This is a genomic window from Shewanella septentrionalis (genome assembly GCF_025370265.1).
GTDB classification, from domain to species: Bacteria; Pseudomonadota; Gammaproteobacteria; order Enterobacterales; family Shewanellaceae; genus Shewanella; species Shewanella hafniensis.
Map to the genome: position 1 here is coordinate 84,830 of NZ_JAMTCC010000002.1, position 15,613 is coordinate 100,442.

The following is a 15,613-nucleotide window of genomic DNA, read 5'->3' on the forward strand; positions in this document are numbered from 1 at the left end:
TTAACTGCATGCCTTAGCAATATTGTTCATGACAGCGGTTCATCACATGATGGGGTTAACGCTCGCCAGAATTCGCTCGGATAAGGCTTCACCCTGTAATTGGCTACTGGTTCTGAGTCTATGCTCCGCCACGCAGCAAAATACCGCTTGCACATCTTCGGGAACTAAATAATGTCGGCCCGCTAAAAAAGCCCATGCTTTAGCGGCTTGCAATAGGGCTTTGGTAGCGCGGGGCGATAAACCCACGCTATCACTTTGGCTGCGAGAAAAATTCACTAAGGCCAGAATGTAATTGAGTAAAGCATCGGAAGCGCTGACCTTGTCGCATTGTTCTTGCAGTTGCATCAAGGCCAGTGGCGTCAGGCATTGGGGCAGTTGATCTAAGGTTAAGTGGTTATGATTGCTCTTCAGCATCGCAAGTTCGGCGTCGTGGCTTGGATAACCAATAGATAGACGCATCATAAACCGGTCGAGCTGCGATTCTGGTAGCGGAAAAGTGCCGGATTGATCGGTGGGATTTTGGGTCGCGATCACAAAGAAAGGATTGGGCAATCTGTGGGTGATGCCATCGACGGAGATTTGTTGTTCTGCCATCGCTTCAAGCAAGGCGCTTTGGGTCTTAGGGCTGGCTCGGTTGATTTCATCGGCCAAGATCATCTGCTTAAAAATCGGCCCTGGATGGAAAATAAATTGCGCCTGATGTTTATCAAAAATAGACACGCCGAGAATATCAGCGGGCAGCATGTCGCTGGTAAATTGAATTCTTTGGTAACTCAAGCCTAAGCTTTGGGCTATGCCATGGGAAATACTGGTTTTACCCATGCCGGGTAAATCTTCAATCAGCAGGTGGCCGCGGGCGAGAATGCAGGTCAAGGCAAGCCGAATTTGCCTTGGCTTGCCCAGCAACACTTGTTCGAGTTGTTGTAGTAATTCGCTGATCCCAGATTGTGCCACGGGCGACTCCTAATACATTTAAAAGCGTAACTGAAAGTGCATGCGAAAGCAGACAAGCTTTACCACTATGGCGGATCATCGCCTGCTTATCCAGTGGCATTTCTAGTGCGAAATCAATTACTCGACTGAATGACGTTTAGGCTTGCGTGTGCTGGTGGCGCAAAGTCAAAGGGCGGCGCGTAGAGCTATGCAAGACACAGCGCTTGGCTGCTGGTGGGGCGAATAAACCAGGATTTAAACAAAAAGCCTTGGACTAAGTCTACGCCTATGTCTCGCGCAAAGGCTAAGTGAGCTTCAGTTTCTATGCCTTCTAAAATGCACTGTTTGTTGGTTTGCTTGGCAAAGTTAATCAGCGCTATGAGTAACTGGACGCCTTCAGGATGCGTGATGTGCGTTAACCAATGGCGATCGAACTTGAGATAATCCACATTCATCATCAAATCAACACAAAGCATGGAGTGGGGCGCGCCAATATCATCGAGCGCCACTTGGATATTCGCTTGTTTAAATTGGCCGAATAACTGATTGGCCAGTTGAGCATCGCTAATGCAGGTATTTTCAATGATCTCGACCGTAATTTGCTGGTATTGCGATAACAGCTTTATAAGCTTGGCAGTATGTGGCCCATCGACTGCGTGGGGATCGACATTGATAAAAATACGCTGCTGGCTGGGCGCGTGAGCGAGTTGAAATGCCTTGGCTTGATATTCAACGGCGGCGAGCAACTCTGTGGATTCATGCAATTGCTCGAACACGATATTGGGTGCAACCGCATCGCCATTAGGTAGATAAAAACGCGCTAAGGCTTCATAGCCGTCGATGGCTAACGTATGGGGATCGACAAAGGGTTGGTATTCGCAGCTAAGTGTTAACGAGCTAAGGTTAATCATGGGCCTAATGGGAGTCTTAATGCATTAATACTAATTATTCGCATTTAATCACTCGCAGTGCAAACAAGTTTACGATAAAACGGCGTGACTGCTGAATAATTATTCGCTTTGCTAATTATTTGAATTTAGAGAATATCATTAAGAATTTTAGGCGGTTAAAGCATGAGCATTATCTTAGGGTATGCTGAAAAGTAGGAACTCGATACTGCTGAGCATCGAGTTCCATTTTAGGTTGCGACTTAGTAAGCAAACTTAAGTTCAGCTTCGCTGAATAATGGCTGCGCTTTTTGCTCCTGCGCTTCATAAATCAATCGATAGCTGAAAACGGCTTGCACATATTCACGGGTCTCAGTGAAGGGAATAGCTTCGATAAAGCCCATAGCATCGAGTTTGCCATCTGAATTTGCTAACCAGCGACGCACTCGTGACGGGCCTGCGTTATAGGCGGCGGTCGCGAGGATACGGTTCTGGTTAAACTCCTTCAACAACTGGGCATAGTAAGCACTGCCAAGGTTGAGGTTAAGCTCGGCACTATAAAGATCCTTAGGATCGCTATATCTGGCCCCATGTTTTTTGGCGGTTGCTTTAGCGGTTGCTGGCATAATTTGCATTAAGCCGCGGGCACCCACGCCTGAGGTCGCGTACAGATAAAACGCGCTCTCGCGGCGGCTGATCGCGCGAATCTCATCTATGTTGACTTTGTGCTTTTTACTGGCATGCTCAAAACCTTCTTGGTGCGCCATCGGGAAGCGCAGGGGAATGTCATCCCACAACTTACCTTGTATGCTGGCTTCGACGCCGAAATCATACCAGCCTTGCTCATGGGCATAACGGCCGTAACGGGCTCGCATCGTATTGTCACTGCGTTTTAGTAGCGAAATCCATTCATAGCGCGCATCGAAATAACGGTCCAGCGCCATCAGCTCTTGCACCCGCACAAAACCCAGATCATCGGTTAATTTTTGGCTGCTGGCGTCGACGATAGGCTCTGGGCTTTGATTCAGCGAGACGGGTTTATTTAAAAATTGTGCGGCGGCAAAACCGTAAAAATTACGTTCATTGCTGATTGTCGCAAGAGCCTTAGTGGCACTTTCAGGCGCATCTTTGGCATTGGTGCGATAGAGCCAATATTGCCAGCGTTCCTTAGCTAAGGTTTCTGGTTGCAGCAAGTTCAAGTAACGGGCAATGCTGCGCATGTCGTGATCGCGAATGGCCCATCTTAAGCGGCGTTCAAATAAGTCGTCACTTTTTAGCTCGGCCAGCACATTATCAACATAGCTTTTATGGCTATCATCTTGTTCGATTAAGATACGGCGAACTAAGTATTTATCCAGCTGTTGGGCTTGTGCTGGCGTAAAACGATTTGCCTTTTGATACCGTTCATACAAATTGATGGCTTGGTCGAGATCCTTGCGGGCAAGGCGTTTTAATCCCGCTGCGACTATGTCGCCGACAATCGGATTTTTATCCTTAAACTTTTCGGTATGGCGTAGGCTGTTTGGATCTTTATAGACAGCGACTAAACGCTTCGCTTCGTTGTTATGGGTGGTGATTTTCTGGGATAAAAAGCTCAGCAGACTGGTTTCGCCAGTTTCAAAACTCAGCATCATCCGCGCCCAGATCACATCTTGAGTGCGTTTACCCGCTTTGGTCCAAGCGTTGAACAGGGGATCACACTCTTTTGGCCGCGAACTACCAAAGACCCACAGTGATTGCGCCGCCGCGTAAGCCGTCTTTACATCGCCCTTGGCGAGTTTTGCCTCGTAGTAATAACATTGCAGGCGGATGTCGGTAGGGGCATCGGGACTTATCGCAAGATAATCATTCCAACGTTTTTGGGTTCCCGCATTGTTTAAGTATTTAGACCTTAACCTGTTGTACATAGGCGTGGTTTGATACTTATCAATCAGATTTTTTGCCGCAGCACCATGCAAACCATTGAGATCGCCTATGTCGATATCATGGTCTAAATAAATCGCCAGCGGATAATTACCTAATTTTGCTCGTAGGGGTTTATAGACTTCATAGTCTTGTTTCTTTAAGGCTTTTTCGGCCTCAAGGAAAGTTTTTTGCGTTGGCGTTAACGCGAATGCAGAAGGGGCATTCAAGGCGCCTGCGAGCAATATTGCGCTGGATATAACCACATTCATCACGGCTTTGCACATGGAGCGTTTGCCTCCGGGCATCAAGGTATCAATCGACATGTCCGTATCGATTCAAGGTTATTGGTGAGTGTTTAACTTTATTAATCAATTAGGTTTTTCAACTTTGTAATCAACTCAGTCTCTCAACTCTCTATCTCATTCTGGATTTATGCGGGTTCGAGTTCTGTGTCCTTAGGATTGCGCGTTGGCGGCAGCGTCTGCTCCGCGTCATCCTGTGTATCGTTGTCGTCTTGGGCTTCATTGAGCGCTTTTTCTAACAGCATTTTATCCAGCTGTTTACTGGTATCGACCCCGAGTTGCTGCATTAAGTGGGCTTGACGCACTAGATTGCCTTTGCCCGATGACAGCTTGTTCATGGCGCTGTGATAGGTTTTTTCGGCGTTATCTAAGGCGCGGCCGAGTTTTTCCATGTCTTCAATATAACCACATAACTTGTCGTAAATTCGACCCGCTTGCTTAGCAATGGTTTGCGCATGTTGGTTTTGATATTCGTAGCGCCAAATGTTGTTAATGGTGCGCAGGGCTACCAGTAAATTCGTCGGGCTTACCAACATGATATTCTGCTCAAGAGCGAAATTCACTAGGCTAGGGTCATGCTCTAACGCCAGTAAAAAAGCTGGTTCAATAGGAATAAACATCAACACATAATCGAGGCTCTTAAGCCCGTGCAGATTTTGATAATCCTTTTGACTTAAGCCTTTAATGTGGCTGCGAATCGAGATCACATGCTCATTAATGGCCTGTTGGCGCAGTGCCGGATCTTCACTGTTGAAGTAGCGCTCATAACTGACCAGCGATATCTTAGCATCGATGACCACGTCTTTATTTTCCGGCAGATGCACAATCACATCCGGCTTAAAGCGCTTACCATTGTCGTCTTTGAGATCTTGCTGGGTATGGTACTCATGGCCTTCGCGTAGGCCGCTTTCCTGCAGGACGCGATCGAGGATCACTTCACCCCAGTTACCTTGCTGCTTGTTATCACCCTTGAGCGCTTTGGTCAGGTTGATTGCATCTTGGCTCATCTTCAGATTGAGATCTCGCAGGTGCTCAAGTTGATGTTTAAGGGCGCTGCGCTCGGACTGTTCGTGGGTGTAGGATTCACGAATTTGCTGTCTGAATCCTTCAAGCTGTTGTTTCAATGGCCCAAGCACGCCTTCGAGTTGGTTGGCATTTTGATGCTTAAAGTTTTCGCTACGTTCTTCAAAGATTCGATTGGCGAGGTTTTCAAATTGGGTTTGTAAGCGCACTTCGGCCGATTCTAGGCTGGCGATTTTATCCTGCAGCGATTCTTGCTGGGCATCGGCCTTGGCTTGAATGGTTTGCTGCATGGCATTGGATTTCGACAGGGCCAATTGAATTTCTAACTGACGGCGCTGGCTGTCATTTAATTGCTGCTCTAAGGTGGGAACGCGTTCGGCTAGGGCCTCGGCTTTACCTAATTGTTCAATTTTAAGCTCAAGGCGCTGTTGGTATTGACGTAGTTGCGCTTCTTTGTCATCGACCAAAATTTGCTGCTGTGCTAAGGATAATTCAGCATCTTCATTTACTTGACGCATCTCTTGCTCAAGTTGGTCTTTATGTTGTTGCCAGCGTTGGCGGGTGAGTCTTTGGTTGAGCAGGGCACCGATCAACAGGCCTAAGAAGGCGATGGCGAGAAGGCCGATGATTTCGGCGACGGAAAAAGATTGAGAAAATGGCATGATCAATAGCACTCCTTTAGCTTTGGCGCTTAGGTTCGCATGCCCCCTAACAGGCTTCAAGCCCTTTAATCAACTATATCTGCGCTTAATGCTTGAATGAGCAAGTCTTATACGTTTAAGGTGAATTTATTCACGGGTGGAAAGTTTTTCTGGCTTTTACCTGTCTATATTAAGGTGAGCATAAAAGTGAGCGATACAGACGAGCGCCAGATAGATTTTATCGCGACTCGGTGGCGTTAATCATTGGATGGTAGAGGTGTCAATTGGCTAAACATTCCCGTTTTACCCCAGGTATTCTTAAAAAAGCGCAGTGGCACATGCAAGACAACCAAGTAACACCCGAAGCGGTGTTTCGCTCGCGCCGGCAGATTGTGAAAGCCATGGGGCTTGGTGCTATTGGTGCCAGTGTGCCCGGTTACGTGCAGGCCGGACTGTTCGATCTATTTGGCGATCAGCCTAAGTCCTCATTTATCACGACACCACTGACGTTTCAAACCAATAAGCAATACGGTGATGCCGATGTGTTAACCCCGCTTGATAAGGTGACGCAACACAATAACTTTTACGAGTTTGGCACGGATAAGCAAGATCCCTTCAATAATGCCCAAGGCTTTAAAGTTGATCCTTGGCAACTGCGTATTGAAGGTGAAGTCGAACGCCCCATGACGTTAGATTTTAATGATCTCACCAAAATGTTCCCGCTTGAGGAGCGTAATTATCGTCTGCGGTGCGTTGAAGCTTGGTCCATGGTGATCCCTTGGGTGGGATTTCCGCTGGCGGCATTATTGAAAAAAGTCGGTGTGACCAACAAGGGCAAGTATGTCGCCTTCGAAACCGCTTTTGATCCTGAGCAAATGCCGGGGCAGAAGAGCCGATTAATGGGCGGTGGTATTCATTATCCCTATGTTGAAGGCTTGACGATAGCCGAAGCCATGAACGATTTAACCTTAATGTCGGTTGGCTTGTATGGCAAAACCCTGCCGCCGCAGAACGGCGCGCCCATTCGCTTGGTGGTGCCGTGGAAATATGGCTTTAAGAGCATTAAATCGATAGTGCGAATTCGCGTGATGGATAAACAGCCGCCAACAAGTTGGAATCAACTTGCTCCGCATGAATATGGATTCTATGCCAACGTGAATCCGGCGGTGGATCATCCACGCTGGTCACAGGCCAGTGAACGTCGTATTGGCGAGGGAGGGTTATTCTCAGCAACCCGCATCGATACCCAGCCGTTCAACGGTTACGGCGAGTTTGTGGCTTCACTGTATGACGGCATGGATCTGAGGAAAAACTATTGATGTTTGTTTTGTTTGAAAATATGCCATTTAGCGGGGATGACCTATGTTGAGATTAACCGCTAAGCACTTGTTTTGGCTAAAAGCGTTATTTCATTTGCTGGGTTTAGTGCCCATCGTCTACCTAGTGCTCACTGTCGTGTTAGGCCGTGCGGGCGGCGATCCTGTGCAGCATATTATTCACTACACAGGCATAGGTGCGTTAAATGCTTTAGCGGCGACCTTACTGATTTCACCCATTGCCAAGCTGACTAAGCAAGGGCTGTTGATGCAGACTCGTCGTTTAGTGGGCTTATATGTGTTTGCCTATGCCACCTTGCATATCTTGGCGTTTTTTAGTTTAGATCTGTTATTTGCTTGGGAATTACTGTTTAGCGAGGTGGTAAAACGGCCGTATATTTTAGTCGGCGCAGTGGCTTATCTTATCGTCACCGCTTTGGCGATAACATCGTTTAAAGCCTTGATGCGTAAGATGGGACGTCGTTGGCAGACCTTGCATAATGGGGTGTATTTAGTCGCGATATTAGCGCCAATCCATTTTTACTGGTCGGTTAAATCGGAAATTATCGAGCCGAGTCTGTATATCTTAGGTTTTAGCGTGTTATTGCTATGGCGCACGCCTTGGCTTAAGCGCATCCTCAACCGCAGAGGGATGAGTAAAACCGTGAAAAAGACGACCAGTGGACAAGATAAAACGTCGATAAAATCAGCTTAAATGCAAGGTGCGAGCGGTGAATCGTTGGCTTGTTTTACGATTCTTTGTGCCTAACGCAAGATATAAATTATAAAAACAAAAATGCCGAATCCAGATTCGGCATTTATCATTTAGCGAACTGTTCTGCTCACTTAATCTAGCTCAGTTAATCTTCTTGCTCAGGTGGCAAGACTTAACCTAAACCTTGAGTCGCCGATTTCATTTGGATGAACTCAATTTTATAACCGTCTGGATCTTCAACAAAGGCAATCTCAGTGGTGCCGCCTGCGACTGGACCTGGGGCGCGTGTTACTTTGCCACCGGCTGCAGCAATTGCAGCACAACGGGCGTAAATATCTTCATCACCAATCGCTAAGTGGCCAAAGCCTGTGCCTAAATCGTATTTGTCTGTGCCCCAGTTATAGGTCAGTTCAACCACGGCTTGGCCTGTGGACTCTTCACCGTAACCCACGAAAGCTAAAGAATATTTGTATTCTGGATTTTCAGAGGTACGAAGTAGTTTCATGCCGAGCACTTCAGTATAAAAAGCAATACTGCGTTCTAAGTTACCGACGCGGATCATAGTGTGTAATAGTTGCGACATAGGTCCTCTCTCTAAATAGATTCCGGTGGGGAGTATATCAAAAATGTCTCTGCGCATGACCACAAATCTCATCCATGGTGTTTTTATCACACTTGATCAATTCGATTGGTTAGGATAGGAAAACGCTGGCTGTCGAAGGGCGAATTTGCGGATTGTGATAAGAAAATTGCCGATAAATTGGCTGTCGCTCACAAAACACAGAGACAAACGTGGGATTTTACCGCGAGGTTGACGATAATACAGCCATACCAACTAGGAGAGTGAATGATGAACACCGAAGTTAAAATGGCCTTAGGCACTACAGTTGTAATTGCTTTATTTTTCAGCGCGTTCTTTGTTTCAATGTTTTAACTACTAATATTAGTTTGAGTTAACCCAGCTCCAAGTTAAGCAAAAAAGCCGCTATTGCGGCTTTTTGTTTGTCTGTGATTTAATGCACGTAAAACTTAACAAGGATTGGAAAATGTTGTTTAGCGAAACTGAAATAGCATTAATTGCATCGGCTAAGCGAAAAGTACAGATGGCGCAGAAAGTGTGGTTAGCTGTGATTGCATTAGTCGTGCTGGGTACTGGACTGACGATATCTGGTTTGTGGGTCAATGAGTTCGCCATTTATATGGCCTTTGGACTCGTGGTCTTTGCAGTGGCCTTGCCGCAATTTGGGCAAGGGCCGAAATATGAAGAGTTAGTCAGTTTGCTAGAGAAGAAAAGCCAAGGCTAACTGGCTTGGGTTTACTCTTCAGGATAAATTTTTTCTTTAAATTCGCATAAATCTTCAATGATACAACTACCACAGCGGGGTTTGCGCGCAAGGCAAGTGTAGCGGCCATGCAGGATAAACCAGTGATGCACATCGACTTTAAATTCAGCGGGAACCACTTTTAGCATTTTTTCTTCCACTTCAACCACGTTCTTGCCGGGCGCAAATTTAGTGCGATTGGCGAGGCGAAAAATATGGGTGTCGACGGCGATGGTTGGCCAGCCAAAGGCGGTATTGAGCACTACGTTAGCCGTTTTGCGCCCTACACCGGGCAGGGACTCAAGTGCTTCGCGGTTTTCAGGCACTTCACCATTGTATTTCTCAATCAAGATCTCACAGGCTTTGATCACATTGATGGCTTTGTTGTTATACAGGCCAATCGTCTTGATATATTCCTTTAATCCATCCACGCCTAAGGCATAAATGCTGTGGGCGGTATTGGCTACAGGAAAGAGTTTGTCCGTTGCCTTGTTGACGCTCACATCCGTCGCTTGGGCGGATAAGGTCACGGCGACTAAAAGTTCGAAGGGACTGGAAAAATTGAGCTCGGTTTCAGGTTTCGGATTGTTATCGCGAAGACGGGTGAGGATCTGGATGCGTTTTTCTTGATTCATGTACGATTCCTGCGCGGTTGTTGGATTCAACTGTTAATCATTTATTGTCAATTGGCCATTAATCATGATTGAACGAGCTAAAACCTAGACCCGCTGATTTCCTATGCTTTGAGTGCTTATGTTGAGTGCGTATGTTTGAAATTATATGGCTCAATTCCAGTCGCTTAATGTGCGCTGAGCGCACATTAAGCGGTGAACATAATACTCTTTTTGATGCTTGAATAGGAGGTGTTAGGTTGAAAGCCTAACCGACCTTAGTAATGCGCGCGCGGGTAACACTGGGTTCTGCGGCGACTTGAGGCTGGCGTTCTTTGACTTTTTTATCAATCACATTTTTCAATGCAATCAATAGTCCCATCACGATAAATGCGCCAGGTGGCAGCATAGCGAGTAGAAAAGGAGTGTCGACTTGCCATAAGTGGATGGTTAAGGATTTTGCCCATGGGCCGAGCAGTTGATCGGCGCCATCAAACAGTGTGCCTTGACCTAAGATTTCCCGCGTTGCGCCTAATACGGTCAGCACTAAGGTAAAACCGAGCCCCATCATCAAACCATCGAAGGCAGCGCTAAAGGCGTTATTACGCGAGGCAAAGGCTTCGGCGCGGCCGATAATGATGCAGTTGGTCACAATCAATGGCAGGAAGATCCCAAGGGATAAATACAGACCGTAGGCATAGGCATTGATGAGCAATTGCACTGTGGTCACTAACGCGGCGATGATCATCACAAATACTGGAATACGAATTTCTTTGGGCACATAGTCGCGCACCAGTGACACTAAAATATTAGAGCCAATCAGCACCAACATAGTCGCTAGGCCAAGCCCAAGCGCATTCGTGATCGTCGCTGTGACCGCAAGCAGCGGGCACAAGCCTAATAGTTGCACTAGGCCAGGATTATTCTTCCACAAACCTTGCCAAGCAATTTCGCGATAATTAGCCATGGTTAGCCTCACAATTTAGTGGTTGGCTGAAAATTTGCGCTTGGTTATTATTGAAATATCCTACTGCGTTCTTGACTGCTTTGACATAAGCACGCGGGGTGATAGTTGCGCCAGTGAATTGATCAAAATCGCCACCGTCTTTTTTAACCAACCATTGTTTATCATCTGCCGAGCTTAAAACTTTACCGACAAATTGAGTGACCCAATTGGATTTACGCAGATCGATTTTATCACCAAGCCCAGGTGTTTCTTGGTGGGCTAAGGTGCGAACACCGAGGACTTCACCTGTTGTTTTGATACCTACAATTAATTTTATATTGCCGTTATAGCCATCGGGCGCGATGGCTTCAATGGCGATGGCCACAGGTTTGCCTGCTCGAGTGGCAATATAGGCGGGCATTGGGCTGTCAGTCCCTAATGCGTCTTTATCTAGCAGCAGAGTACACTGAGCCGTTAGCTCGTTATCGTGCATTTCATCAGGAATTAATTGATGTAACACTCGCATTAACTCTTGCTGTTCTTGCTGCTTAATTTTATCGACGGTTTGTTGATTGACTGCGGCGACGAGCCCAGTGCAAATCAAGGCAAACAATGCCAATAAAAAACCATTTTTAATCATCGGATTTTTCAACTCTTTTTCCTTAAGCTCTCGTTGCCCGCAGAATGATGCTATCGCTTAGCATGACCTTAGTTCGTTGAATGGCCATAGGTGCGTGGACGCACGTAATAGTCAATAAAGGGCGCGCAGAGGTTAGCCAATAATACGGCAAAGGCAAAGGCGTCAGGGTAACCGCCTTTCGTGCGGATGATATACACCAACACACCAATTAACGCGCCGAAGATAATGCGGCCACGGGGGCTGGTTGCGGCAGTAACGGGATCGGTGGCGATAAAAAACGCCGCTAACATGGTTGCGCCAGAAAACAAATGCAGCAACGGACTGGCTTGGTTATCGGGTGAGAGTAAGAAACCAATACTCGATGCCACAAAGAGGCCTAATAACACGCCAGTGCTGATGTGCCAGCGAATAGCTTTAAGTTTAAGCAACACTAAACCGCCAGCAAGATAAGCCAAGTTGACCCAGAACCAACCTACACCTGTGCTGCCATCAAAAATGGCTTTGGTGAGACTTTCTGTAGTGGTTAATCCCATGGATAAATCGGTTTTGAGGGTATCGAGTGGCGTCGCCATTGTCATGCCATCAATGCCTAAACGGAACTGCTCCATATTCACGTGCGCGCCAACATTGAAGATAAGCTGCAAGCTTTCAACAAGGCTTGGTGAATGCAGTGCAACGGTACTCGGTGCTATCCAAGTGGTCATTTGCACCGGAAACGAAACTAACAGCAGCACGTATGCCGCCATCGCAGGATTGAACAGGTTATGGCCTAAACCGCCGTAGAGGTGCTTGACTATCACGATCGCAAAGGCGGTGCCCATGACTATCATCCACCAAGGGGCGAGGGGCGGAATGGCAACGCCAATTAAGATGGCGGTGAGCATGGCGCTGTTATCGCTAAGGCTCGTTTTGATATCACGATTGCGAAGTTTCATCACAGCGGCTTCGCAGCTTAAGGCAACGAGGATCGCCAGCAAGACTTGCACAAGTGTGCCCCAGCCAAAAAAGGCACATTGCACGACAAGGCCCGGCAGTAAACATAAAATCACCCTTTGCATGACCGTTGAGGTATGCAAGTTACGCGTTACATGGGGTGATGAGGCTATTTTAAACGCCATTGTGTTCCCTTTTAATCATTCTGTTCTTAATCATTAGTCACACTTGAGTCGCTCGAAGCGTTGGCTTCTTGGGCGAGTGCCGCTTTTTTAGCCTTTGCCTTGGCGATGGTCGCAGCAATCCGCGCTTTTTTAAGCTCTTCACTGGATAACTGCGCCGTTTCAATGGGCTCTGCAGTGGGTTCCACTGATGATAAAACGGCTTCAGCTTCAGTTGTGATGGTATTAATTGCTGCTATCGAGGGCGATGCCACGTTAGCTTCTGCTCGAATCACGTCAACGGACTCTATTTCGGTATCAGTATCAGTTTTAGACTCTGCTGATGCTGCTATTTTCTTCGCTTTAGCACGAGCAACTGCGGCGGCCACTTTGGCTTTTTTAATCGCTTCAGCGTCGTTAATGTCAGTAGCGGCTGCTTCTGTATCATCATTCACATCTGCTTGAACGTTAGCTTTGAAATCAACTGCTGGAGTCGCGGTCTGGCTTAAATCGTTTTCAGCATTTGTCTCAGCTTGTTGCGCCGCTTTCTTGGCCTTGGCACGGGCTACGGCAGCGGCCACTTTGGCTTTCTTAATGGCTTCAGCGTCATTAACGTCACTAACACTAACGTCATTAACGCTAACTTCAGTATTACTAACTTGAGTATCGCTAGCTGCGGTTTCTGCTTGCTGCGCCGCTTTCTTAGCCTTGGCTCGGGCTACGGCCGCAGCCACTTTGGCCTTTTTATCATCAGCAGCGTTTAACTCTGATGTGCTGTCAGCGGTATCAACATGCTCTAGCGCTGCGGTATCTGTTTGCTGAGCCGCTTTTTTGGACTTGGCGCGCGCAATCGCCGCAGCGACTTTGTCTTTTTGGGATAACGGCGCTTCCTGCGCTATCGCATCAGTGGCTGATTCAGTCGCATCAACATTCGCCGAACTGTCTATTTGAGCGCTATCTGTTTCCACACCATGTGTTTTAGTACTCTCGGTATTTGCTTGAGCGGCTTTTTTCGCCTTCGCACGGGCGATGGCAGCGGCAACGGCGGCCTTACCCTTTGGTGCTGCTGTGGTGTCAGTCGCTGTGGCGTTTAATTCTGCAGTTGCTGGTTGTTCTATTGTTGCTCCACCTGTGGCTGCTTGTGCCGCTGCGGCTTTTTTCGCGGCGATGCGTGCCATGGCCTCAGCAACGGCATTTTTATCTGTGCCTGTCATCGTCGCTTGTCGGCGCTCTGCGGCTTCTTTCGCTTTAGCTTCACGGGCAAGTTTTTCTTCTTCGAGACGCGCTAAGCGGGCATCGAAGCGTTGTTTAGCGCGTTCCGCTTGTTGTTTCTCATCGGCGGCTTGTTTAAGTGCTGATTTGGCAATGCGGTAATACTCGACTAAAGGAATATCACTCGGGCAAACGTAACTACAGCAACCGCATTCAATACAATCCTTTAGATTGTAACTGGCGGCTTTGTCATATTCTTCGGCCTTGGCGTGCCAAAAAAGTTGCTGTGGCAACAAGAGTGCAGGGCAGGCAGTGGCACATTCGCCGCAGCGGATACAGGCTTTCTCTTCTGGCGCGCTACCAATTTCTTGGCTGCTGGGTACCAGAATACAGTTAGTGCCTTTTAAAATTGGCACTTGGATATTGGCTAACGCATGGCCCATCATAGGCCCGCCAATAATCACCTTTTGTTCAGCTTCTGGCGTGAATTCAGTTGCCGTCAGTATGTGATCAACGGGCGTGCCTATCGGTAACCAGTAATTTCCCGGTTTGCCGACATTTTTGCCTGTCACAGTCACTACGCGTTCAACCAAAGGCTTACCTTGGGTCACTGCTTGATGAATGGCAAAGGCTGTGCCGACGTTGTGCACCACAATACCGAGTTTGGCGGGGATCGACCCTGACGGGACTTCACGGCCAGTAATGATTTGAATTAACTGCTTTTCACCGCCCGAAGGGTATTTTGTCGGGATAACCGTCACCCGAATGCTGCCTGCAGGGAGTCCGCATTGGTTGACTGCAGCTTGCATGGCTTTGGCCGCTTCAGGTTTATTGTCTTCAATGGCGATAACAATGCGTTTTGGCGCTAATAATCGATGGATTATGCCAATACCGGCGAGGATATCTTGGCTGTATTCGCGCATTAATCTGTCATCGGCGCTGATATAAGGCTCGCACTCGACGCCGTTGATGATGACTAAGTCGATTTCACTGACTGGATTTAGCTTAATATGAGTCGGAAACGCTGCGCCGCCCATGCCTGCAATGCCAGCAGCACGGATCTTATCGATCATCTGTTGATGGCTTAAGTCATCAAGATCATTTTGCACCAGCTCACACCAAGTGTCTTTGCCATCGGCCTGGATAACGCAAGTGTTAACCGGCAATGCAGAAGCATGGTTACTGGCCCTTGGCTCAATGGCAACGATAGTGCCTGATGTCGGCGCATGCACAGGTAAATGCCAAATGGAGGTACCTTGCGTTAACGGTGTGCCTTTTAATACGCTATCGCCGATGTTTACCGCAAGTGTGCAGTTTTCACCGACTTGAGGAATGGGCACTAAGTACGTAGCGGCTAAGGGCAGTTGGCTAATCGGCGTCGCGTTCGAGAGGAATTTGACTTCGGGTGGATGTATACCACCGGGTGAGCGCCAAAGGGTTCCTTTATCTAATTGATCTAATAAAGTTAACACCGCTTTTCCTCTTCTAACTGTGGGTCTTGGTTCTGAATCTCTTGAATGAGAGTCACTGGGATGGCATTTAAGCGCCAGTTCCAATTTTTAAGATTCTGGGTGACTGGGATCATATCAATACAATCGACGGGACAAGGCTCAACACAGAGATCGCAACCCGTGCAATCGGTTGTCAGCACAGTATGCATAAGCTTGCCTGCACCGATAATCGCATCCACGGGGCAGGCTTGAATACACTTAGTGCAGCCAATACATTCGTCTTCACGTATGTAGGCGACCTTTTTCACTTGAGATTGTGCTTCGGCATTCAGCGGCTCTGGCTCTACGCCCATTAGGGTCGCCAGCTTTTCCATGGTGGCTGTGCCGCCAGGTGGGCATTTATTGACTTTATCGCCATTGGCAATGGCTTCTGCATAAGGGCGACAACCTGGGTAACCACATTGACCGCATTGGGTTTGTGGCAGAATAGCTTCGAGCTCATCGACAATCGGGTTGCCTTCAACCTTGAATTTAAGGGCGGCAAAACCGAGTAACACCCCAAAGACTAATGCCAATAGGGTCAACAATATGACTGCAATTAAAATTCCGGACATC

General features: G+C 47.6%; 14 protein-coding genes. 3 read left to right on the forward strand and 11 right to left on the reverse strand.

The features are described from left to right. Nucleotides 1-42: 42 nt before the first annotated feature. The 4 genes from NE536_RS01410 to rmuC all read right to left on the reverse strand — a co-directional run bounded on the left by NE536_RS01410 (nt 43) and on the right by rmuC (nt 5,712). Entirely contained in the window at nt 43-954 is a 912-nt protein-coding gene (locus NE536_RS01410; protein ID WP_261271561.1) for an AAA family ATPase, read from the reverse strand. A 185-nt stretch (nt 955-1,139) separates the two neighbouring features. Then, nucleotides 1,140-1,844: an EAL domain-containing protein gene (locus NE536_RS01415; RefSeq protein ID WP_261271562.1), complete on the reverse strand. Its 705-nt coding sequence runs from the start codon at nt 1,842-1,844 to the stop codon at nt 1,140-1,142. A gap of 239 nt (nt 1,845-2,083) precedes the next feature. Next, entirely contained in the window at nt 2,084-4,009 is a 1,926-nt protein-coding gene (locus NE536_RS01420; RefSeq protein WP_106650408.1) for a transglycosylase SLT domain-containing protein, read from the reverse strand. Between the two features lie 146 nt (nt 4,010-4,155). Further along, nucleotides 4,156-5,712 (reverse strand): DNA recombination protein RmuC, encoded by a 1,557-nt coding sequence (gene rmuC / locus NE536_RS01425; protein WP_261271563.1) that lies wholly within the window; start codon nt 5,710-5,712, stop codon nt 4,156-4,158. A gap of 263 nt (nt 5,713-5,975) precedes the next feature. On the opposite strand from rmuC, the gene msrP reads away from it, so the two are divergent. Together msrP and msrQ are read left to right on the forward strand one after the other, a co-directional pair. Then, the gene (gene msrP, locus NE536_RS01430; protein ID WP_126492015.1) at nt 5,976-7,010 is read left to right on the forward strand and encodes a protein-methionine-sulfoxide reductase catalytic subunit MsrP; all 1,035 of its coding nucleotides are present in this window, start codon (nt 5,976-5,978) and stop codon (nt 7,008-7,010) included. Nucleotides 7,011-7,053: 43 nt separating this feature from the next. Beyond that, the gene (gene msrQ / locus NE536_RS01435; protein ID WP_261271564.1) at nt 7,054-7,722 is read left to right on the forward strand and encodes a protein-methionine-sulfoxide reductase heme-binding subunit MsrQ; all 669 of its coding nucleotides are present in this window, start codon (nt 7,054-7,056) and stop codon (nt 7,720-7,722) included. Nucleotides 7,723-7,894: 172 nt separating this feature from the next. On the opposite strand, the gene gloA is transcribed toward msrQ, so the two are convergent. Next, on the reverse strand, nt 7,895-8,305 hold the full coding sequence (gene gloA / locus NE536_RS01440) for a lactoylglutathione lyase (RefSeq protein ID WP_006087315.1): 411 nt from the start codon (nt 8,303-8,305) through the stop codon (nt 7,895-7,897). Nucleotides 8,306-8,768: 463 nt separating this feature from the next. Here gloA and NE536_RS01445 point away from each other — a divergent pair, with 463 nt between their 5' ends. Beyond that, entirely contained in the window at nt 8,769-9,026 is a 258-nt protein-coding gene (locus tag NE536_RS01445) for a hypothetical protein (RefSeq protein WP_261271565.1), read from the forward strand. Between the two features lie 11 nt (nt 9,027-9,037). Here the strand turns inward: NE536_RS01445 and nth are convergent, their stop codons facing one another. The 6 genes from nth to rsxB all read right to left on the reverse strand — a co-directional run bounded on the left by nth (nt 9,038) and on the right by rsxB (nt 15,612). After that, nucleotides 9,038-9,679, reverse strand: a complete 642-nt coding sequence (gene nth / locus NE536_RS01450) for an endonuclease III (RefSeq protein ID WP_106650414.1) — start codon at nt 9,677-9,679, stop codon at nt 9,038-9,040. Nucleotides 9,680-9,923: 244 nt separating this feature from the next. Beyond that, nucleotides 9,924-10,622 (reverse strand): electron transport complex subunit E, encoded by a 699-nt coding sequence (locus NE536_RS01455; protein WP_106650415.1) that lies wholly within the window; start codon nt 10,620-10,622, stop codon nt 9,924-9,926. Next, nucleotides 10,615-11,253 carry an electron transport complex subunit RsxG gene (rsxG, locus tag NE536_RS01460; RefSeq protein ID WP_106650416.1) on the reverse strand — a complete coding sequence of 213 codons (639 nt, stop codon included), beginning with the start codon at nt 11,251-11,253 and terminating at the stop codon, nt 10,615-10,617. Before rsxG ends, NE536_RS01455 begins: the two co-directional genes overlap by 8 nt. Nucleotides 11,254-11,309: 56 nt before the next feature. After that, nucleotides 11,310-12,359 (reverse strand): electron transport complex subunit RsxD, encoded by a 1,050-nt coding sequence (gene rsxD / locus NE536_RS01465; RefSeq protein WP_220592905.1) that lies wholly within the window; start codon nt 12,357-12,359, stop codon nt 11,310-11,312. A 26-nt stretch (nt 12,360-12,385) separates the two neighbouring features. Continuing rightward, complete coding sequence (rsxC, locus tag NE536_RS01470) at nt 12,386-15,019, reverse strand: electron transport complex subunit RsxC (RefSeq protein WP_261271566.1); 2,634 nt, start codon at nt 15,017-15,019, stop codon at nt 12,386-12,388. Then, the gene (rsxB, locus tag NE536_RS01475) at nt 15,013-15,612 is read right to left on the reverse strand and encodes an electron transport complex subunit RsxB (RefSeq protein ID WP_261271567.1); all 600 of its coding nucleotides are present in this window, start codon (nt 15,610-15,612) and stop codon (nt 15,013-15,015) included. Before rsxB ends, rsxC begins: the two co-directional genes overlap by 7 nt. Nucleotide 15,613 lies beyond the last annotated feature (1 nt).